Source organism: Tardibacter chloracetimidivorans (assembly GCF_001890385.1).
Lineage (GTDB): Bacteria > Pseudomonadota > Alphaproteobacteria > Sphingomonadales > Sphingomonadaceae > Tardibacter > Tardibacter chloracetimidivorans.
Genome location: NZ_CP018221.1, coordinates 438,949 through 460,573 on the forward strand (window position 1 = coordinate 438,949; position 21,625 = coordinate 460,573).

At 65.0% G+C, this 21,625-nt stretch carries 19 protein-coding genes; all 19 read right to left on the minus strand.

The window, feature by feature from the left end:
• Position 1: 1 nt before the first annotated feature.
• The gene (locus BSL82_RS02290; protein WP_072595849.1) at positions 2-376 is read right to left on the minus strand and encodes a hypothetical protein; all 375 of its coding nucleotides are present in this window, start codon (positions 374-376) and stop codon (positions 2-4) included.
• Positions 363-512 (minus strand): hypothetical protein, encoded by a 150-nt coding sequence (locus BSL82_RS20235; protein WP_158010620.1) that lies wholly within the window; start codon positions 510-512, stop codon positions 363-365. The genes BSL82_RS02290 and BSL82_RS20235 overlap by 14 nt, the downstream gene beginning before the upstream one ends.
• Entirely contained in the window at positions 509-3,712 is a 3,204-nt protein-coding gene (locus BSL82_RS02295; protein ID WP_072595850.1) for a tape measure protein, read from the minus strand. The genes BSL82_RS20235 and BSL82_RS02295 overlap by 4 nt, the downstream gene beginning before the upstream one ends.
• 21 nt (positions 3,713-3,733) lie before the next feature.
• The gene (locus BSL82_RS02300) at positions 3,734-4,429 is read right to left on the minus strand and encodes a DUF6441 family protein (RefSeq protein ID WP_072595851.1); all 696 of its coding nucleotides are present in this window, start codon (positions 4,427-4,429) and stop codon (positions 3,734-3,736) included.
• A 158-nt stretch (positions 4,430-4,587) separates the two neighbouring features.
• Positions 4,588-5,265, minus strand: coding sequence for a hypothetical protein (locus BSL82_RS02305; protein WP_072595852.1), 678 nt, complete (start codon positions 5,263-5,265; stop codon positions 4,588-4,590).
• Between the two features lie 11 nt (positions 5,266-5,276).
• Positions 5,277-6,512, minus strand: coding sequence for a hypothetical protein (locus tag BSL82_RS02310; protein ID WP_072595853.1), 1,236 nt, complete (start codon positions 6,510-6,512; stop codon positions 5,277-5,279).
• 30 nt (positions 6,513-6,542) lie between these two features.
• Positions 6,543-6,971 (minus strand): hypothetical protein, encoded by a 429-nt coding sequence (locus tag BSL82_RS02315; protein WP_072595854.1) that lies wholly within the window; start codon positions 6,969-6,971, stop codon positions 6,543-6,545.
• Positions 6,968-7,279 carry a hypothetical protein gene (locus BSL82_RS02320; protein ID WP_158010621.1) on the minus strand — a complete coding sequence of 104 codons (312 nt, stop codon included), beginning with the start codon at positions 7,277-7,279 and terminating at the stop codon, positions 6,968-6,970. Before BSL82_RS02320 ends, BSL82_RS02315 begins: the two co-directional genes overlap by 4 nt.
• A 4-nt stretch (positions 7,280-7,283) precedes the next feature.
• Positions 7,284-7,547: a hypothetical protein gene (locus tag BSL82_RS02325; protein WP_072595856.1), complete on the minus strand. Its 264-nt coding sequence runs from the start codon at positions 7,545-7,547 to the stop codon at positions 7,284-7,286.
• A 72-nt stretch (positions 7,548-7,619) separates the two neighbouring features.
• Positions 7,620-9,620 (minus strand): phage major capsid protein, encoded by a 2,001-nt coding sequence (locus BSL82_RS02330; protein ID WP_226998583.1) that lies wholly within the window; start codon positions 9,618-9,620, stop codon positions 7,620-7,622.
• A 29-nt stretch (positions 9,621-9,649) separates the two neighbouring features.
• Positions 9,650-11,209 carry a phage portal protein gene (locus tag BSL82_RS02335; protein WP_083578997.1) on the minus strand — a complete coding sequence of 520 codons (1,560 nt, stop codon included), beginning with the start codon at positions 11,207-11,209 and terminating at the stop codon, positions 9,650-9,652.
• A gap of 4 nt (positions 11,210-11,213) precedes the next feature.
• A complete protein-coding gene (locus BSL82_RS02340) occupies positions 11,214-11,801 on the minus strand; it encodes an ABC transporter ATP-binding protein/permease (protein WP_072595858.1) in 588 nt (195 codons plus the stop codon).
• Positions 11,802-11,811: 10 nt separating this feature from the next.
• The gene (locus tag BSL82_RS02345; protein ID WP_072595859.1) at positions 11,812-13,824 is read right to left on the minus strand and encodes a terminase gpA endonuclease subunit; all 2,013 of its coding nucleotides are present in this window, start codon (positions 13,822-13,824) and stop codon (positions 11,812-11,814) included.
• A 1-nt stretch (position 13,825) separates the two neighbouring features.
• Positions 13,826-14,122, minus strand: a complete 297-nt coding sequence (locus BSL82_RS02350) for a hypothetical protein (RefSeq protein ID WP_072595860.1) — start codon at positions 14,120-14,122, stop codon at positions 13,826-13,828.
• Between the two features lie 13 nt (positions 14,123-14,135).
• The gene (locus BSL82_RS02355) at positions 14,136-16,784 is read right to left on the minus strand and encodes a hypothetical protein (RefSeq protein WP_072595861.1); all 2,649 of its coding nucleotides are present in this window, start codon (positions 16,782-16,784) and stop codon (positions 14,136-14,138) included.
• A gap of 15 nt (positions 16,785-16,799) precedes the next feature.
• A complete protein-coding gene (locus tag BSL82_RS02360) occupies positions 16,800-17,201 on the minus strand; it encodes a hypothetical protein (protein ID WP_072595862.1) in 402 nt (133 codons plus the stop codon).
• 63 nt (positions 17,202-17,264) lie between these two features.
• Positions 17,265-17,825 (minus strand): DUF1441 family protein, encoded by a 561-nt coding sequence (locus BSL82_RS02365; protein ID WP_158010622.1) that lies wholly within the window; start codon positions 17,823-17,825, stop codon positions 17,265-17,267.
• Between the two features lie 368 nt (positions 17,826-18,193).
• Positions 18,194-18,658 carry a DUF6362 family protein gene (locus BSL82_RS02370; protein WP_158010623.1) on the minus strand — a complete coding sequence of 155 codons (465 nt, stop codon included), beginning with the start codon at positions 18,656-18,658 and terminating at the stop codon, positions 18,194-18,196.
• 274 nt (positions 18,659-18,932) lie between these two features.
• The gene (locus BSL82_RS02375; protein WP_072595865.1) at positions 18,933-21,623 is read right to left on the minus strand and encodes a phage/plasmid primase, P4 family; all 2,691 of its coding nucleotides are present in this window, start codon (positions 21,621-21,623) and stop codon (positions 18,933-18,935) included.
• Positions 21,624-21,625: the final 2 nt, after the last annotated feature.

Sequence of the window (21,625 nt, forward strand, 5' to 3'; positions counted from 1 at the left end):
TTTACCCGAACAGTTCGAGGATGGCCGAGTCGCTTTCCAGGTCGATCTCGATATTGGTGACCATGAACATGCCGTCCGCCTGCTGCTCTTCGTCCACCAGGCGCACGGTTGGCGTCACATTCAGGCTCGCGAGCAGATGGGTGACGTTCTGCACCCCCATCACCGGCACCAGGAAGAGCCGGCGCTCGGTGCCCAGCAGCGCGAAGGCTTCGGCGTTCATTGCCGCAGTGTCCGCCGGATCGTCGAACCAGCCTTCGCGCGGGCTCGGGCCGGTGTCGCGGGCATTGGGATGCCAGGACTTGATCAGGCTGGACGATTGCGTGTCGATCTGGGCGTCACGCGTGGCGGCGCCGATGTCGGAATCAAGGGCGGGCATCGTTCACCCCCACATATTGCCGATAATGATAGCGCAGCCATGGCCGCTGCCGAACCCTGCCGCACGAGCGGGTGATCATCAGCCCGGTCGCCTTGCCGGTGCCGGTGCCGACCCCGATGAACAGGCCATAGGTCATTTCACGAAACTTAGATTAAGCGCGCTCAGGCCCCCGAAGCGGCGTAGAAAATCAGCCAGCATTGCCGTGTTCTGCTGAAGGGCTCCCACCATCTGTGCGGTGTTGGTCGCCGTTGCCTGGGCGGCGTTGGCCGTGGCCTCGGCAAAGGGGTTTTCAAAGGTCTTCGGATTGTTCTCGGCGGTCGATATCGCCAGTCCCAGAAGGCTCTGGACGCGCTCATAATCCTTAAAGAACGCATCGGTCGAACCGTGAAGGCCCCGGCTGACATCCAGATATTGCTGCGCCGCTTCGCTGAACGCATCCTGGTCGATCGATTTTCCGGCCCTGATCGCCTTTGCGAACGGATCGAATGCTGCCCGCGCCGCCGCTTCCTGGTCACGCAACGACAACGGCGAATTGGACCCGATTTTTAGGCTCTCCTGAAAATCCTTCAGCGTCTGCGCATTGCTGCCCATGCGTTCAACCAGCGCCTCGCGTTCTTTATTGAACAGCTTTTCGGCATCGGCATATTGCTTCGCGGTCGCGCCGCCCTCATCCAGCGCCTTTTTGATCTTGCGGAATTCATCCACCAGCCCGTCCATCGCCGCACCCAGCGGATCGTCGATCGCCTTCAGCCGCTTCGGGATCGATTCGATCAGCGACGCCTTGGTGATCGCCGCTTCCAGGTCATCCGATGACCGCAGGATCCGCTCGGCCGCCGCCGATATCCCCTTGATCGCCCCGTCGGCGATGGCGTCGCGGATGGCGAATTCTATGGCGGCCTGCTGATCGCCTTCAAAGCTGACCGCGCCATTTTTCATCTTCAGCGACGTGCCACGGGTGTTGACGCGAAAATCGTCGCCGCGTGTGCCGATGGTGACGTTGAACGCGCCCGCCTCGCCGCCCAGCGCATCGATGATCCGGGCGAGTCCCTCCTGCACCGATCCGCCAAGGCCGGACGCCGCACCGTAATTGCCCTTGTCGGCGCCGGCGACGTTCAGCCCGTCAAGCCCCGTCACCTGCGCGCGGGCGGTGCGATTGCCCTTGAGCAGGCCACCCAGCACCGAACCAAGCGCCGCGCCGATTCCGGCGCCGATCGGGCCTCCTGCGATGAACCCGCCGATCCCGCCGATCGCCCCGCCGGTGCTGCTGGTCTTCAGGCCGAACATGCCCGGCAGGCTGGTGCCGATCGCCGCCGCGCCCAGCCCGGCCCCCAGCGATCCCAGCACGCTGGAGATCGCACCGGTCGAGGCAATACCCGGCGTGCCGAAGACCGTCCCGTCAGGAAGCGTGTTGGTGATGGCGGCAAGCGCATTGTTGTCACTGACGCCAAAGACGCGGTCGAGGCTGCGTCCAATGTTGATGCCGCCATCGAATTCGCCCAGCCCGCCCAGACCGCCAGCGCCGCCGCCGAACAGCACGGACATCAGCCCGGTCGGGCCGGCCCCCTGCGGCATCCCGACGGCATTGCCCGACAGGAAGCTCAGCGTCCATTGCGCGGCGAGATCGGCAAGCGCGCTCAGGCCCCGGCGCTTGAAATTGTCCCAGATGTTGCCGCCCTGGCCTGAGAATATGTCGTAATAGATATCGCCCAGGTCGCGGAACACGTCCTCGGCGTGGCGCCGCTGCTCCTCCAGCGCGGCCTCGGCCGCCCGCGCCTGTTCCTCGGCTTCGCGCTTCGCGTCGGCATCAGCCTTCTTTTTGGCCTCAAGCGCCTGTTCCTGCTTGACGATCTCGATCGTCTGACGTTCGAGCACGGCCAGCTGCTCGGCCGATAGATCCTTGTTGGACTGCCGGACCTGGAAGAGCCGATGTTCAAGCTCGGCCTGCGCCTCCTGGCCCTGCAATTTCAGGTCAAGCGCATGCAGTTCGGCGGCGTTGGCCTCCTCCTGGCGGCGGAAGCTTTCATCCCGGGCGCGGCGTTCTTTCTCTGCGGCCTCCGCCGCGCGCTCGGCGGCCTTGGCGGCCTTTTCGTCTTCATCGGCGGCCGCGCCCGGTCTGCGCTTCGGTAGAGAATTATCGGAGGCAGCTTTATCGTTGAGAGCCGCGGCTGCGTCGCGCTTCCGCGCCTCGGCCTTCGACGCCTCCACACCTCTGTCGAAACGCCCCTTGAGATCATATTCGGAATCGTCAACACGCGGCAGCACGCCCCCCAGACCCAAGCCTTCGACAACGCGATTATATTCGCGCTTCGCCGCCCGATATGGCGCGTCCGCGAAATTGAGCAGCGCGTCAATCGTGCCAAGTTCGCGGCTGATCGCGTCGCTAAGCGATGCGGCGCTGGTGCCGATCTGTGAGAACACCCACTGCGCACCGGCCAGCAGCGGCTCGAATGCGTCGGCGAGCCCTTCAAAGCTGGCCCGGACTTCAACGCCGGCTTCCCGCGCGTCGACGGCGAGCTGCTCGAAGCCGTCCGACCCATCCGAGACGAAGTTCGCGATCGATGAACTGAATTGGCCGCCCTGATCGAATTCGCCGAAGACGGTCAGCGCCGCATTGTAGATCTTCGTCGCCGCCTCGCTGAAGGCCACCGGCAGCTGCTTGAATTCTTGGTCGAGTCCGGCGGTGAATTTTCTTTCCGTAAACGCGGCCACCAGCTTGTCGGCCGTCAACTCGCCATCCTCGGCCATTTTGCGCAACCGGCCGATCGGCACGCCCAGGCTGTCTGCCAGCAGCTTTGCGAGGCGCGGCGAATTCTCCATCATGGAATTGAATTCGTCGCCGCGCAGCACGCCCGAGGCGAGCGCCTGCCCCAGCTGGGTGACGCCGGCGGCGGCGGATGCGGCCGACCCGCCACTGACGCGGATCGCCTTGTTGACCGTTTCCGTCGCCCGCGCGATCTGGTCCTGGCTGATCCCCAGCTCCTGGCCGTTGCGCGCCATGGAGGCATAGAGCTCAGCCGTTGCGCTCAGCGAGGTGCGCGTCTCGCCGGCGATCCGCCGCACATCGGCCTGCGCCTTGCTGAACGATCCGCTTTCGGCCGTCGCCAGCCGCAGGCGCGACGTGATCGTCGCATATTCATCGGCAAGCTGCCCGAGCTCACGCGCGCCGATCGCAAGCCCCAGGCCGCCAGCGAACGTCTTGATCCGGCTGAAGGCGCTGTTGATCTGGCTTGCGGTGCGCTCGACACGCGTTTCGACGGTGCCCAGCTCGCGGTTGAGCTCGCTCGAAAACTGCTGCGCGTTGAGCTTCAGCCGTGCTGTGATGTCGGCGTCGGACAAATGAAGCCTCCAGACCGGCTGTCAGAGCTCGCGCTCGGCGCGTTGCGCGGCGAGACGGGCATAGCCGGTGAATCGTGACGCCAGACGCCCGGAAAAGGGCGCCAGCGTCTGTTTGATCGAAAAGCGCTGCTGCACGTCGACCAGCGGCAGCAATACGAAGATCGGCACGGACGCATGGCGTCCCTGCTCGATCCGCCGCGCGGTCGCCTTGCGGAATCGGCCGCTGCGCATGTTGATCGCGCCGGGGGCGACCAGCAGTGCGGGCTTTCCCCGGCGATAGACGAACTGCAGGCGAATGCCCGTCCGCCGCTCCCATTCGCCGGGCGTCAGATCCTGGCCCCGCCGACGCGGCCCTGCCGCCGGCAGCGGGATCGCCAGATACTGCCCATAGCTGCCCGAGATCCGCGCACCACGGGCATAGGCGGCCATCGCCCCCTGCGACCGCTTGCGCCCCTTGACATAGATCGAACCGACAGGCTCCCGCGCACGTCCGCGCTCGGGATAGATCTCGCTCGCCCATGCCCGGGAAAGACGGCCCAGCCCGGCGCTGGCCGTCACCTGCTCAAGCGCCTTTTCCGCCTCGCGCGTGGTTTCACGCACGGCGCGATAGGCGGCCTCCAGCACATATTGATCGACCAGCGCCATGTGCCGCCGGAACCTTTCGGTCTCGAACAGCATCGAGAAGCCGGGCCGGCTGATCGTCGAACGACGCGCCATTCACATATCCTCGGCAAATGCCTGCGCGACGATGGCGAATGCGTCCATCAGCCCGGCAGGCTGATCGCCGACGCCGCCCGCTGCCGGCAGCAGGCGACCGCCAAAGCCGCCCGACTGGCATTGCAGCCAGAGATCGACGATCGCGAAGTAGCGAGGGCTCAGGACGTAGCGGGGGTTTTCCGGCCAGACTTCCCCGTCGATTTCCCATCCGCGGGGGACGCGCTGTCCGAATTCGAAGTCTCTTGGCTTTCGCCGGACCCGGACAGCGCAGCGGAGTTTTTTGCGTGGCCCCCGCCATAGAGCATGGCATAGGCCTCGTTTCCGACGGTGCGGATGTCGAGCGGATGAACATGCGCCAGCGCCGCTTCGGCAACCTTTTCATCGGCGGTGAACGCTATCTTGCCGGGCACCGCATCGTCCCAGCCCTTCACGAACCACATGAAGGCCACCAACGGCAAAATGCTCCCGCGCTGGACCTGCCGTTCCTGCAGGATCCGGAATTCGGGCCAGGCATTGGCCATCAGGCGCTCGGTCTCGACCAGCAGCGCTTCGTCTTCCTTGCTCAGTTTTTCGGCCGCGCGGGAGAGACGGATCACCTCCAGCAGCCGCGGCTGATCTTCCTTCTCGGCGAGCGCGCGGACGCCGTCCGCCAGCGCGTCGCACAGCTGGAAATGATAGACCTTGGGCGCCCGCCAGCGGGCCGCCAGCTCGGCCTCGAACAGCTCGCGCTCGACGACGCCGCCGGGCTTGATCTGGAACGTCGCCGCCTTGCCGTCATAGCCCTTGATGGGCGACGTGAAGGCAACCAGCGCGGTTGAAAGTGCAATGTCGGTCACGATTGGACTCCTCAGTAAAAGCAGCGGATCACGTCGCCGTCGCGCGTGTTCGAATCCCTGCCCGGATTGATCGCGCGGAAGTTGACCTGTTCGGAGCGGAAGCTGCCGCGCGTGCCAGGATCGGCCGCGACCGGCTGCAGCTGCGGCAGGGTGATGCCGATGCGGTTGCCGGCGGCATAGCCAAAGCGGATGATGCCCGGATAGACGCTCCCCGCCGCGATTTCGGCCAGCGTGTTGCGGGTCGCGACCAGCGTTGCAAGCGGATCGCAGGTGACGCGGGGCGTGCGCCCGCCGATCTGGCCCGGCCCGAAGCCGTTGGTGGTGTTCGGATCGTCGGGGCTTTCCAGCTCCGCCCCGTCACTGATCGAGAACTGGCTGATCGGAAGCGCCTTGCGATTGATGTGGAATGCTTCCGACAGGGCCGAGCCCTGCAGCAGCAGCGGGCCGCTGTGGTTGGCGACGGTCAGGTTCGTCGGGATCCCGGCATCCGAAAGCCCGGCATAGACGCCGGTGAATTCAAAGCTCTCGAACCCGGCGCCTGCCGCATTGCCCTCAAGCGTCACCTGGCCACGGCAACCGAGGAACTTCCGCAGCAGCCCGTCCTCATAGACGTAGATGGTCGCTGAAGGATGGTCGGTCGCGCGGGCGGCATTGTCCGCCGGGCTGGTGCCCGCATAGGTCCAGTTGTCGGGGATGCTCACGCTGGTGGTGGTGTCGAGCACCGGCGAGAAGCTGTCGGTCAGCGTCGCCACCCTGCCGACGGTATAGTCGGAGACAAAGGGAATTGCGCCGTCGCCCACGCCCGCGCCGATCACCAGCGGCATGCCGCGATAGAGCTGCGCCGTGGCGGCAAAGCTCGCCTCCAGCGTGGCCTCGCTTGCGCCGCCCGCCGCCAGCACCGCAGCCGAAACGGCGGCCTGGAAGAACCCGCGCTTGCCGCAGGCCGAATAGGGCGCATGAAGCGGCGGCTTGACCACCGACGTATAGGTGACGCCGAGGCCTGCGCCCTTCAGGCGCGAGCGGAAGCGGATGGTGGCGGGCTGGCCGACGATCAGCGGCGCGCCGGCGACCAGGCTGCCGGTCGCTTCGTTCGAATTCTCCTCGCGATAGGGCGAATTCCAGCCGACGCTGTCGGCCTCGACCGGGATTGCATCGGTGTTGCCTACGGGGGATGCATCCTCCCCTTCGGTTGATTCCAGCTTGACCAGCACCGCGACATTGCGCGGGCGGATGACGGGATCTGCCATCGCCTGATTTCCTTCCTGTGATGGTGACGATTATTGAAGCGCCGGGTCCGTCCGGCGCGCGAAGAACTGGATTTCAGCCATGAGCACGAAGCCGAGCGTGCGAACCTCGGCGAATTGAGCTGGCTGGATGGTAAGATCGCCCTCGTTGAGATCGTCGGCGATCCCGCCAAAGCTGTGATCGGCCGTCAACGCGGAGATCGTGCGCGAATAAAGCGCGGTCAGCGCCTTTCGCGCATCGGCCCCGCCATCGCCCTGAACATGGCCCTCGATCAGAATGTTCATGGCATAGAGCGTGACCTGCGGCCCCTCCTGGATCACACGTTGCCCCCGATCCTCGACCCCAAGCCAGGGAAAGGTGTCCGGGTCGCCCACGGGCGTATCTTCGACTGTGACGCCTTGGAGCGCCTGAAGACAGGCAACGACTGCACCGAATATCCGGTCGCGGATGGCTTCCGTCATGTGCGGGTGGACCTTTCCACGTCCAGATACCAGGCACCGGCCTCATCGAGCCGCTTCACCTGGGTGACCAGCCAGACGGTGCCCGCCGCGTCGCGGATAGCATCTTCCTTGGCTGGATCCCGCGAGAGGCTTGATGCGGGCAGTTCGAACGCGATGCGCCTCATCGAGCGGCCTTCCATCAGGTCGGCAGGCTCATCGTGGCGGATCGCGTCCGATATCGTGACGGACGATCCGACCTTGGGAATGAAGGTGATCTCAACACCCCAGTCGTCGCGGAGCGCGTCAAGATCGTCCGTCAGGTCGATCATCGGATCAGGCGCCCGCGCCTGCGCCCTGGCCGGTGCCTTCGCCAGCGCCGGCACCTTCGCCGGGGCCGGAACCCTCGCCAGCACCCTGCCCGGAGCCTTCGCCCGATCCGGCGGCGGCCTTCTTGCCTCCGCCCTTCTTGACGGGCGCGTCATTCGATGCGCGCCGCAGGCGCACCAGCATGTCCGCCGTCGCCTTGTCGGTGTTGATTTTGTCACCGACGTCATGGTGCTTGCCATCAACCAGGATGGCTTCCTTCGCGTAGATCATTGCATTTCCCCAGAATGACGAAGGGCGGCTCCCAGAGCCGCCCCACGTCGTTTCGACAATTCGACCAGCTGCTTATGCGGTCAGCGCATCCAGCATCGCCGAGAAGCTCTCCGGATGCCGGACATTGACGTCCAGCGACTGGAACGCCTCGACGCGAACCGAGCCGGTCGGCGACAGGATGTAGGGATTGACCATCAGGTCGAGCCCGCCCCAGAGGCCGATCAGCATATCGGCCCAATTGCCGTAGATGATGGCCGAGCAGACGCCGTCGGCGGTGCCCTTGGTGAGGGTCGCGGGCACCTGGTTGGAAACCGCCGCCCGGTAGCCGTTCACTTCATTGCCGCGCTCCCAGACCGGATCGCCATTGGTGCTGGAGAACTTCTGGGTTTTCTTCAGCTTGCCGCGCACCTTGGAGTTGGTGAGATAGCCAAGGCTGCCGAGATCGGCATTGGCGACCGACACGGCGGTTTCCAGATCCACCATGTGATCCCAGGTCGGCGCAGCGCCATTGGTGCCGCCCGCGACCGATCCGATTCCGGCGGTCTGCATGATGCCGCGCGGCTGATTGGACGTGCCCGAGCCGTTGACGCCGGCCAGGTCGATCGCAAGCGCGATCACCTTGGCGATATCGCTGCGAACGAAGCTCTCGATATCGATCGAGGACTGCATCAGCAGCTGACGGCCATAGTCGGTGAACGCACCCAGCGTCTTGGGCGACATGGCCACCTGGTCGAACGCCTGCTGGCTTTCGGTCAGCGCCACCGCTTCCCCCACCCAATAGGCGGTCGCCCCGCCGGTCTGGCGCGGGATCGCGATATTGCCGTTGAGATCGGTCAGCATGCGCACGCCAAGGCCGGTCAGCGCCAGCGCATTGCGGAGCATGTCGATGAACGATCCCGCCAGCAGGTCGGTTGCCACCGTATGGCCGCCCGCCGTCGCCGTGCCGACCGAAAGGTCGCGCTGCTGCGGGATAAGCGGGGCGCGCAGCACGTCGACCGGCACACGAAAGCCCCGTGCTTCCGTCTGGCCGGTGCGGACCTGGGCGGCCTGCGAGCACTCGATTTCGAACGCGGCGGCTTCGTTCGCCCGCCGGTCATTCGGATTGGCGAGCGCGTTCATCAGCCTCACAAAGCTGAACTGCCGCGTCTCGCGCTCGGTCAGACCGATCGCGGGATCCTCGGCGACGCGGATCTGGATCTGGTTGCCCGCGCGCTGTTCATAATCAGCGATGAACTGCTCCAGCGAGCGCCCATCGGCGATCGCATCGCGCGCGAGCTCGCCGCAATTGAGCCGTCCGCCCATCGCGGTGATGGTCTGGACGCGGGCGCGCTCTGCATCGGTTGCGGCGCGGGTCGCGGCGGCAACGTCAACGGTGGGGGCAGCCGGAACCGGCGCGGGTGCGACCGGGGCAGCTGCGGTGGTGCCGGCGGGTGCGGCAGACGGCGAAGCGCCGTCACGGCGTTGAAAATTCATGTCGTCTTCCTCCTCTGGGGAAACAAGCGTGCGTGGATCAAATGCGGGCGCTTCGCCGTCGCGGCCGACGCCCACGGTTGCGTCTGCCGGCACCGCGACAAGGCTGACTTCATACGGCTCCCAATCAGTGACGCGGTACGTCTCCTGGTTGTTTTCCGACGATTCCAGCTTGATGCCCGCGATGCGGTAGCCGACGCTCACCAGTTTGCGGATGCCATCCTTGACATCCTGATAGACCTCCTCGGCGCGGGGCGATCGGCCAAATCGCACCAGCGCACGGCCCTTTTTGCCGTCGAGCCAGGCCTTCTCCACCACGCCCACCTGGTCATCGGGATCGTGGTTCACCAGGAGCGCGGCGCCACCGTTCAGCCTGCCAAGGCGAACGGCTTTTCTGCCGTGATCCAGGATTTCGACACCCCACCACCGCTCATAGGGCTCCTCGGATGAGAAGCTGAGCTCGACGGTGCGGCTTTCTTCGTTGATCGATTCAGCGCGTACCTCGATCATCAGGTCGCGCCGAAGCATTTGTTCGGGCAGCTCGGCGTCACGCCGGGCGATCAGCGCAGCTGCGCTGGCCGTGGTCAGGATTCTCTGCATCATGGGCTTCCTCCCATCAAAAAAGCCGCCCCTCAGGCGGCTTCGTCGTCATCATCGTCATCGTCGGCAGCGGATGGCTGCTGACCGGGTTGCGGCGGCGGTTGCGCGACCGGGCCAAGTCGCTGCTCTTCGGCCTCGATCTCTGTCCACACCTGTTCAGGATCACCGCCGCGCTCCCGGATCACCTGCGCGCGGCTCTTGATCTTCAAGGCGACTGCCTCTTTCTCGGCCGCCATATCGGCCTTCGGATCAACCCAGTCCCAGCGCCGCCCCTGGAAGACCGGCGCGTTGAACTTGTCGAACTTGGTAAAGGGCAGCTGCCGCAGATCCGTATCGTAGAGCAGCGCCCGCGCCAGCCATGCCTCGACGATGGGCTCAAGCGCATCGCCGACTTCCCAACCCTGCAGCAGCTTCCAGTGCTCCCGATCGTCCAGCGTGCCGGATCGGATCGAAGAAAAGTTCACCTGGGTCAGATCGCCGGTCAGCGAATGATAGCTGGTGAGCAGTCCCGTCGCCATTTTGCGCGCGACCGCCTTGGTGAACGGATCGAACACGTCATTGGGATAGGCCGGGTCGAAAGCCTTCATGTCATAGCCGTCCGGCAGCACGCCGAACGTGCCCGGCTCGAAATCGGACAGGAATTCCGGCTGTTCGTCGCCCGAAGCTTCATCGGCCAGGTCAGCCGGGTTGGACGGCATGCCGTCCATTTCCTTTTTGAAGAAAAAGCCCATTTTCGAAGCGCCGGCGTTGGCGGCGACCAGTGCTGATTCCTCGAACTGATCCAGATGACGCGCCCCGCGCAGGCCCGCAAAGGCCCAGGGGACGCCGCGCCACTGGTTCAGCTCCTCCGGCACGAACAGGTGCAATATCTCCCGCGCCGGCACGCGAATGTGCTTTTGGGCGGCGGTCGGCCCGTCGATGTCGCTGCGCGGCCCGCCATCCTTGATATGATAGGCCACCGGCTTCATGTCCGGGTCGAATTCCACGCCCATGCGGATCACGCCGCCGCCGGGCAATTCGCGATGCAGATCCTCATCGAGCAGATGGCCAGGGATCAGCTTCAGCTGAAAGCGATGAATGCCTCGGGTCGGGCCTTCGACGAACTGGATCAGCATCTCCCCATCGCGCGCCGTCATGGTGGCGATCAGCTTCTGGATCTGCACCCAGCTCAATTTGCCGGTCACCTCGCACTGCCCGCGCTTGGCCCAGCGCTTGAACGCCTCCAGCACGCGCGCGCTGTCGACCTTGTCCACCGTGCCGTCAGGGCGCCGACAATCGAACTTCAGCGAAAATCCCGCATGGCCGACCATATTGGTCTGGATCAGCGAGAAGAATTTGCGCCCATATTCACTGTTGCGCGCAAAATCCCGGCTCCGCGCGCGCATCGGCTTCAGCTTGCCGATCAGCGACTGGTTCACCGTCATGTCCGACGACGTCCAGCTGCTGGTGAGCCTGTCGGTGATGCCAGCCTGAAACGAACGGCGCTGCGGCGGGATCGAACTGCGGAATCGCGGCCTGGTCACAGGGGCAGCAACCGGCTCGGCCGCCGGCGCGGATCGCCGCGCCCATGGCAACAGATCTCTAAGGGCCATGCGCCTAGAACCTCGCTTTCAACGTACCGCCGCCCCGCCGCAGGCCCCGCCGCAGGCCCCGGCGCTGGTCGGACTGGCGCTGCTCAGCCGCAACAAGCGCCGCATAATGGCCGCGCAGCCGCATCAATTCCGCATGAGGAATGGATTTGACCTGCCGCCCGTCCGACAGCGTCGTTTCCTCGTGCGTTTTCGAAGCGCGCCGCTCGATCACCGCCTCGATCGCGTCCAGGACCTTTCGGGCATGGCTGCGCGGATCGAAGCTTGCATCAACCACGGTCGGGTCCGGCAGCACGGTCAGGGATCCCGACGCGATCGTGCGCCGCCCATAGCTGCCGTGCGTGACAACCGCCGACCAGCTGCGCGGGCCGGGTTCCCATCCGCTCGCCGCGACCGTGATCAGCCAGCCTTCGGCATCCCAGGTCGCGTCAACGGCGTCGATCGCGCCGCCGGTGCGCTGAAAATGATAGACCAGCGCATAGCCCTCGCCCTGCGGATAGAGCGAACTCAGATCATCGCGGCGGATCCTTACCGTATCGCCAGCGGTGATTGTGTCCGGCTCCACGGTCAGTGGGGCGGAAAGCAGATTGCCCATGCAGAAATCCCTATTTGAGACGGCCCATCCATCCGCCGGAGCGGCGCGGACGGACCGGCATCTTGCGTTTTCCCGGCTTGGCCGCAGGCGGCCGTAGCGATTGCGATTCCTCGGCAGCGTCGATCGGCGCGGGCTCCGCGCCTTCGCGCGGCTCCGGAACCCTGAACCCTTGCGGCACCCAGCGCATGTGGGTGCGCGACCCGGCATAGGGCGGGCGATAAATGGCGACATAGCCATAGACGGCCAGGTCCCATGTCTCGTTACGCGCCCTGATCTTTTCCCATTTGCCGTTCTTGCGCTCTTCCGCCGTCAGCTCCTGGAACCAGACGGCGTCGAAATCCTCCGGAAAGTGATAAAATCCGGGTCCGGACGCCTCTCTTCGCAGCCGCTGCGCGATCACATCCTTGAACAGATGCACATTCGGCACGAACAAAGCCGGGCCGGTACGGATCGCCTGCCCTTTCGCCTTCCGGTCCAGATAGGTCGGCGGCGGAAGCGGCTGACCTTTCGGATTGTTGCCACCCTTGATCAGCGTGATCCGGTTCGGATGCACGCCCATTTCGACGGCGGCCCGAAACATCTTCGCCGCATTGTCCGAAGCGCCGTCGATGCCGCCCGTATCCACCGCCATGGTGAGGATCGGCACCCGCTGGCCGCCGTCCATCGCCAGCGGATAGGTCCGGTTCAGCACCTGGCTGATCAGCGTCAGCCAATGTTCAGCCCTGTGGCCAGGGTCGATCTGGGTCAGCCCATCCTCCAGCACGGTGATCGCAAACCGGTCGATCGCCCAGCACTCCAGCCCGTCGCCATAACCCCAGACCGCCACCTCGAACCGGTCGATCTGGTTGTCTACCGAGGCCACCAGCACCTTTGCCCCGGGCGGGACGGTGCCGAGCCGCCATTTTTCACGCCGGTCGGCGAAATCCTCCGCCTTCAGGGCGCGGGCACCGGCCATCTGCGACCGGAAATTATGGCCGCCGCGCGTGTTCATGAACGCGCGCAGCTCGCTTTCATCCTGGCGACTTTCCCAGGCGAGCTGCGCCTGCCGCCATTCGCGCGCGAGCTTGCCCCAGCTGGTGAAGCCCATCAGCCCGTCTACGCTGAAGCCCCGCCGCCTGCGGATCTCCGGATGCTTGGCGACGAACCCCGCATCGGGCAGGTTCGCCAGATCCTGGATCATCTTCAGCCGTTCGATCGGCTCCAGAATGCAGCCATTTGCCCCGCAGACCACATGTGCCGACGCTTCGGCTTCGTCTGGCGAGCCCTTGCCCTCAAACTTCAGGTCCGTCCGGATATCGATCTGCCACCGGTCGCCGCAGCTGGGGCAGCGCGGGTGCAGGCTTTCATCCGATCCGCCGGCGCAGAACGCCTCTATGCCGCCGCCATCCTCGCGCGCCGGCGACGAACTGACGAACTTGGTGTCCCTTCCTTCAAACTGCGTTTGCCTGCCGTCGAGCAGCTTTACCGCCGAGCCCTGCCCGTCGATATCGTCCGGCAGCTGGTCGTAATCGTCGAGCCAGCCACGCGGAATCGGCCGCGCCGTGAACTGCGATGCCACCGGCCAGACGCTCGCCAGCAGCGATCCCCTGAATTGCTTCAGGAAGATATTGTCGACCAGCAGCCGCTCTTTCAGCGCGGCCGTCCGGTCCACCATTGGCTGGATCCGCCGGACGACGAAATCCTGCATCATCGTCTTGTCTGGCTGGCAGATCAGCAGATCCGCCGGATCGTGCTCGATCGACCAGCCCAGCCACGACAGGCCGATTTCCGACTTGCCCTGCTGCGCCGGACCCAGCAGTCCGACTTCGGCCGTTTCCGGATCGCTGAGCGCGTCCATGACGACAACCTGCCAGGGCATGACGCTCGGGTCATAGCCAAGGTGGCGCTGCGCCCATTGCGACACCGTCAGATGCTCGGGTGGCCGCACCATCTGGGCGATGCGGGCGACCAGCTCCATGCCCGTCTCAAAAGGCGGCACGGGCGGCAACGCCCGCCCATGCACCATCACCTGATGCACGGTCATGTCAGCTGGCGCGGGCGCGGAACCTGAGCGTGACGATATCGAATTCCTGCGGATCGCGCGTGCCGAAGATGACCTTCAGCGGCACCAGCCCGCCGGAGCCGATCACGCGCAGCACGATCTCGCTTTCGCTCACCGAAACCTTGCTCGCCGTTACGTCGCCGCCTTCCGCAACGATCGTCAGCAGCTCAACGTCGACCGGAGCCGGAAAGCTGTGCTCGATCGACACATTGACGTCGGCGCGCGGGTCAAGATCCATGGTCCAGAACCCATCCACACGATCGCGATAAAAGCCGTTCATTCCACTTGCCTCATCACGCCGCGCGCAGATCGAGCGTGCGATTCCTTGCCGGCAGTTGCAGCCGCTTGATCGGCGTCGGCGGCGTCGTCGTTGGTCCGCTCCCGACAGCCACCAGGGCCATGGCGGGGGGACTGATCGCCGCCAGGCCTGAAATCCGTGCTGATCCCGACGCCACCAGCACCGGTGCGGGCAGCTGCACAATGACCGCCCCAGCGATCCCGCCGGAGCTTTCCCCCGATACCTGCAGCGGCCCAAACGTGATGGCGAGCGCGCCTTGAACCCTCACAGAGCCGGTGCCACCCTCCGTCACCGCCCCCAGCGTGATCGCCACCGCGCCGGTCAATTGCGCAGAGCCCGCGCCGGCGCAGGTCAGCGTCCCAAGCGTGATCGAGCCCGATCCCTGAATGCCCGTTTCGCTACCTCCGGACACGAGCATTTCGCCCATGCCGATTTCCGCCGCTCCGCTGACCTGCACGTTACCGGCGCCAGCGACGACAAGCCCGCCCATCTCGATCGATGCCGCGCCCTGGGCGGGCTGAACCCCCGATGCCGCGATCTCCATCGCGCCCATCGCGATTGTGGCTGAACCGTCAACGCTTGATCCACCAGCCCCCGACGCCGTCATGGCCTCCATGGTGACCGCCGCCGATCCTGAATAAGCGACCAGCGCCGCCACCGCATCGATCGTCGGTGCGATCTGGCGCCCGTTCGTTATGCCGTCGCCGTCGACATGATCGTCATAGATCATGTTCTGATCGGCCGTCGTCCCACTGGGGTCAGGATGACCCAGCGCATATACGTCCACGACGACATTGCCGGGATCGCTCGCGAGCCTCAGCGTGATCGTATCGGTGCCGACCGTGATCGGCGTCGATCCGTCCAGCGATAGCGCACCGCTGAGCGCGCCTTCCGGATACACCACAAAGCGCGGCGCGGGCGATCCGACCGCCACCAGCGCGCTTGCACCGCTGGGCAATGCAACCGACAGCACGATATCCGTGCTGCCCGGTGCGCGCCGCGCGCCAGTGATCGCCGGTCCCGCGTTGCTACCCGACAGGCCCAGGCCCGGCAGCGCCGCACGATGGAAATGATGTGCCAGCGTGATATTGCCTGGCTGCCCCTGATGCACGGCATCTTCCAGCGTCACGTCATGCGGCTCGACATATTGCCCGCCGTTGACGGTCGCCCAGTTCCTGCCCGCGCGGCGTATCTCATGGATCTGCGCGATCGTTCCCGCCGCACCCGAGGTGCGGGTTCCCATCGCGCAGACGATGGTATCAAAGGCTGCGCCAAGCACGGCATTATGTGCGGCGGCATCCGCCACGATCGCGTCCAGATTGCTTTCGAACGTGGCCTGGCTGACGCCATCCCCGGCGTCATTGCCGCCCTGGTGGATCATCCACGTCTCAAAGCCGCCGACAGCATCCCACACGCCGCGCAGCTGGTTGTTCAGCGTGGTATCCGGCAGCCAGTCTCCCGTCGCGGTCGACCCCTGCGAATGGCCGGTCATGGCGCAGTTGACGCCGGACGCGGCCACCTGTCGCCGCAGGAATTCCGAGGCGAAGGTGCTGCCCCAATTCCCGCCGTCTGCCGGGGCCTCCCAGGCAGGCGACGCGACGCTGATGCCGGTTTCGCCGCACCGCGCATAGATTGAGCAATAGGGGCTGATCGTCACGCCAAGGCTGGCATTCGTGCCCGTATATGCAGGCATCTTGCCAAACTGGCGCGCGGCCTGGCTCTGCCCTTGCAGCGAGATAATCCGCCCGACCATGATCCGGGACGTGCCAAGCACGATCTGGCCGGTGTCGTCATCCGGCATCAGGTCGAGATAATACCACCCCGTGCCCGCCGGAACATCCGGGCAGCTGATCGTTGCCGCACCCACCGAAAGCGCGCCGCTATGGGCAACGGTCCAATCCTGCACCACCGGATTGCCGCCCGTCTCCGCGTCGCGCAGCCGGTATTTGACGCTGGACGTGATCGGGGCATTGACGGTGACAGGCACGGGCACGGTGCCAGTGCCCTTGCCGTTCGCCCCGCCGGTCTTCGTCGACCGCTGAAAGATCCGCAGATCGGGCAGCTGCGGCATGATGAGCGTGGCCGATGCGTAATCGGTGACCGTCAGATTATCCCAGTGATAACCCGTCGAATCGGTGGGCGCTCCGCCCGAATTGCGGAAGCCGACCTTTCCGGCATCGGTAATGGTGTTGGCCGTTGTCGAACATGTCAGAACATCATCGACGTACAGCCGCTTGGTGCCGTTCCGGACCTCCACCCTCAGGTGATAGGTAGTGCCTGCCACCAGCGTAAAGGCCGACGAATTGTTGTTCGTGAACGAACCGCTGACCGTGTGGCCTATCGTCCAGCCAGTGCCGTTCAGCCACCCGAAAACGACGTAGGTATTGCTGCTCTGGATGCGGGCGGCGATGAAGGTGCTTTGCGATATCGTGGTGTGAACGTGGAAATCGGCTTCGATATCGTATTCTGCACCGGCGGGCGTCCACTCCGACTGGACAACGACGGTGGTGGCGTTTGCCCTGATGCGGTTGCTGCGGACAACGAAATTGCCGGTCAGCGCCGTCCATGCTTCACCGCTGTCTGCGGCATGCGCCGTCAGCAGCGTACCATCGGCCGCCGTAAAGGTGTCGTTTAGCGCAGCCACGGGCCTCAGATCCTATCAGGCGCCGGGTTCGGTGAGTGTAAAGCCGGTGATCTCAATCGGCTGCCCCAGGGCAATGTTGGTGTTGTTCAGCGTCAGCTCCCCGCCGCCGCCGGTCGCGGTGATCGTCCCCTGCGCATGGCAGGTGGTGCCATCGGAAGCATAGATGCGGAAATGGGCCGCAACGCCCGCTGCGTCCGCCTCCGCGTCTTCCCATGTGCCGGATTTGGCCTTCGTGCCGCCGGAAGCCGCTGCCATCCAGTCCGAAGGCAGGTTCAGCGTCGCCAGCACCGTACCGCTGTCGGCCGTTGCACAGCTGGCAGGCGCAGCGCCTGTCCTGATCTTCATGATCGCGTCCGCGCCAATGGCGGATTCGAATGCATCCAGGCGCGCGTTGCGCACCGACACCGATAGCTGCATGTCAAAACCTCATCATATGAAAAGGGCCGCCACGAAGGACGGCCCCGGACCAAAACGAGCGAACTATTTCTCTTCCGCAGGCACCTGCGCGCCCATGCGTTTGAGCCGGTCAGCGATCAGGTGCAGATCGCCGTCGATCAACGCATCGAGCGCGATCAGGATTTCCCTGCGCACCTCAACGCGCTTGCCCAGGCGCTGTGGCATTGTCCGCAGCTGCTGCCGCAGCGCCACCATGAACTGGCTCAGCGCCGCTTCCACCTCAACTTTGCGGACCAGCTCGCCGCGCAGCTGCGCCAGCTTGATCGCATCGACCTCGGCCTGCAGGGCCTCGCTGATCTCGCGCGGGCTCAAGCCGCTGTTACCGGGCCGCGCCGCCGCGTCGCTGCCCAGCAGGTTCAGCGACAGCTGGTTCAAACGATCCTGCCGCTCGCGCCGGGCCTGCTCTTCCGCTTCGCGCCGGGCCTTCAGCCATTTCAGCCCGGCTTCGGCGTCGATCTCATAGGCCTGGCCATTCTTGCCCCGGCTGACCACCGGGAAATCCGGGTTTTCGTCGATCAGCTTGCGCAGCGTGGGCTCCGAAGGAACCCCCGGCATCGCGACGAATTCGGACAGCGAACAGTTCATCGCCGTGAACCGAAACCCAAAAAACAACAAGAGAAGCCCTGAAAAATCAGGAACTTCGCACAACATGCGCCTTCGCGCCCCGCATAGGGTCGGAGCGCCAGGAAGGACCCAAGCCGCCCCGACCCCGCGCAGTGCGTCACATGATCGCCCCCCATCCTGCAGCGCGCCAGGGCATCCCTCGCAAAACGGCCCGCGCAACCGCACACACCCCCGACGCGCTCGAAGATGACGGCGGCCACGCGGGCCAAGTGATTAGGAGAGGATGCCCAGAAGGCCAACGCTTCGATCTGCCCCCGCCAATGCGCGAGCGTCTCGCAACGCTGACACCAAACATACGGATTTTTTGCGCCAGGGGGACACACGATATTTCAGCCTTGTACGATTTCTTGTCTTGACTTCGAATTCGTCAAATCAATTCCGGTATTTAATGCTGCCGCGATCATATCCAGCGCGCGGCGATATCGCTTCTTCAGCGTGTCCGGCTTGCCCTCCAGCCCCCGTCGCGCCTTGATCCGGCCCCATGGGATGCGGGAATAGCCCTTCGCCAGCACGGGCAGCACGGCGCCAACCAGCTTGCGGTCTTCGGGACGCAGCAGCTCCAGCCATTGAAGTGCCTCTTCCATCTGATCCACCTCGACGGCGCGCAGCCCCAGCGTCAGGCGCACATCCTCGGCGTCCTGCGAATAGGCGCCCCACTCCCGCTGCACCTGACGCCAGAGCGACGACGTGCCCGATCGCATCCATCCCTTTTCTCGGTCGGGCATGCGCCGCAGGCTCTCCCATGCCTGGATGAAGCCTTCCTGCACGGCATCGGGCGTCCATTCCCCCTTCATATCGCAGCCATCCTTCCACATTTGGCGCAAAGCTTCCGCGAAAGGCGCGATCCTTCCACGATCAAACCATTGTTTTCATTGAAGGTTGGAAGGTTATGGAAAGATAGGAAGGTTATATGTGACCCGTGCTTTACGCATGCGCGCCTGCGCACACACGCTAGGAGCGGCGGGCAGACAAAACCCTTCCTATGTTTCCACAACCTTCCAAAGCCGCAGAAATTCGCGACTTTCGAGAAGCCTCTAACCTTCCATTTTTGGAAGCTTGGAAGGATCGTCACCATTCATCCCCCACATCATCGGGTCTGAATGTGCCGCCCCCGCTGTAATCGTCCGGGCCATCGTCGGGCCTGCGATCCTCCAGCGGCCGTCCATGTTCGTCGACGAAGTCGCTCACCTGCTTGATGAGCTTCACGTCTTTCCACTGCATCCCGTTCGACCTGAGCTTCCGCCAGCCTCGATCGAGCAGCGCCGACGACAGGCCCTTGGGCGACCATTCCTTTTCGCCGGCGGACTTGCACCAGGCGGAGAAGACCGCGTGCAGCGCCGACGCGCCGATCCGCTGATCGCGCTCCTCGACGACGCACAGGCCGAGGAACTGCCCCAGCGGGTCACTGTCCGCCCGATAGCGCGATGTCGCCTCATCCACCTCTTCAGGCGGCTTCAGCCCATGTTCCATCCAGTCGAGCAGCCCGGCCAGCAGCCGGTTCAATATGCCCGCGCCTTCGGCCTGCAGCTTTTTGGGCAGGTCGCGGTCCACCTCTTCCTTCGGGATCGTCACCTGCCACGGCACCAGCAGCATGCGCCGCCAGATGCCTTCGTCCGTGCCGTCGATCTTCGGGCGGTAATTGCCCGAGATCGTCAGCTTGAACTTGATGATGAGCTTGAAGAAATCCTTGTTCAGGTGGCGCACGTCCACCGGCTCGCCGCCCGTCACCAGCTTGATCAGCGCTTCGGCCAGCTTCGCGCCCTTTTCCGGCTCCGATGCGCGCAGCAGGCGCACGCCGGTCAGCTTGGCGAGATCGGGCGTCGCGTCGCCGCCCTTGCGCTGGCGGCCCTGGTCCATCAGCGAATTGATCGGCACCGTGTCGGAATAGTCGCCCGCCAGCCATGCCAGCGCTTCCACCCAGGTCGATTTGCCGTTCCGCCCGGTGCCATATCCGAACACCAGCTTCTGGTCGCTCACATCGTCGGTCAGGCTCAGACCGCCCCATGCATGCAGGAATCGCCGCGTCGCCTCATTGGGCTGCACCCGCTCCATGAATGCGTCATAGTCCGGGCTTGCTGCCTGCGGATCATAGATCACCCGCGCAATCTTGGTGATCCTGTCGGCGGGATCGTGCCGCGTGAAGCGCACCCTGGGCTTGCCGTCATCGCCCTTGCCGACGCGGATGGTGCCGTTCAGCACGTTGATCGCGAACGGATCGACGTCGAAATCGTCGACGTCCACTTCAAGAAATGGCTGGGCCAGCCTTGCGATGCAAGCCAGATGCCCCGCGCCTTCGGACACCCGGCCCCATTGCGCTATCTTGTCGGAATACCAGGTGATGGTCCCGTCGCGGGCCACCTTCACGATGAAATCCAGCCCGCCATCATCGCGGTGGCCGGATGCCTTCACCAGCTCGGCTTCATCGCCGATCGCCCGCACCGTGTCATAGACGGCGCGCTGCACCAGCGCCTCGGCGGCATGGCTGTTCCAGCGTTTGCCGTCCCAGGCGAACCAGCCGATCGCCGGGCACCACAGGAATCGCCCGCCAAACCGGTCGCGGAACCGCTCGGCATTGCCCAGGTCGGTGAGCGGATAGAACGCCAACTTGCGGTCAAGTTCATCGTCCCCCCGCCCCCCAGCTGGTGGAGAAGGCGGTGGCCCTTCCATTTGGAAGCTTGCCGGTTGGCCATCCCCATCGGGAGGGGGTGCGGGGGAGAAGCCGAAATCGTCCGCGCTGTCGGGCGGCGGCGGCTCGGGCCTTTGCACCGGGCTGAGGCCAGCTCCCGTCCTTCCACCACGACGTTGCCCGCGCGCAGCAGCAGCGGACGCGATCTCGCTGAGATCGCGCGGTTGTTCGATTCCGGCCGTCAGACCGCTTTCGATCGTCCCTTCCGATTTGGGATAGTCCGGCCACGCCCTGGCGGCGTCCTGCAGCGCCGCACGCACCAATGAGATCGGCAGCGCACCCGCGCCCACCAGCTGGCCCAGCGCATAGGCCGAAGCGTTCAGCTGATTGTTGCGGGTGCCGTCGGGCGCGCCCTGCACCGTGCGGATCTCGCCGTCCAGCGCCGCCATCGCATATTTGCGCACGGCATCATCCACCTGGCCCTGCACATCGGGCTGGGCGGCGCGCTTCACATCACCGGATGGCTTGCGTTCGCCTTTGCCCTTGGTTCGCAGGATCTCGACCAGCACCGGCGGCGCTTCGGCCGCTTCGGCCTGGTCCTCCCCCCGCAGCCAGCGATAGCCGATGCCGTCGGCGCGTGACGATGGCGGCGCGATCACATAGCCGCCCTCGCCACGCACATCGACATGGCGCGGCAGATTGCCCCGGTTGCGGATCGGCTCACCTTCGGGCTGGCGCAGATAGACATGCACCCCGCCCGATGGAGTCACCACCGCCAGCGACGCCGGCAGCGCGCAGCCCATCTGGGTTTCCAGCTCTGCTTTCAGCGTATCGAGCGTGAAGACCTCGCCGGTTTCGTCATCGATGCGCGGGTCGAAATCGAGCGCGAACAGCCCGTTCCGGCCCATGGCGAGGCCGATCATCGCGTTCGGCCATTTCGTCCACCACGCCTGCACCTGGTTCGCGTCGCAGCTCGCCGCCGACACGCCGCCCGTGCCCCGGATCGGCTTGCCCTCGCCGTCGCGCCGGGCCGCGACCAGCGGCTGCTTGTTCTCGGGAGAACAAGGGAAAACCGGCCAGCCACGGGCGGCAAAATCCTGCGCCGCAGAAAGCAGCGTGTTGTCACTCGGCACTG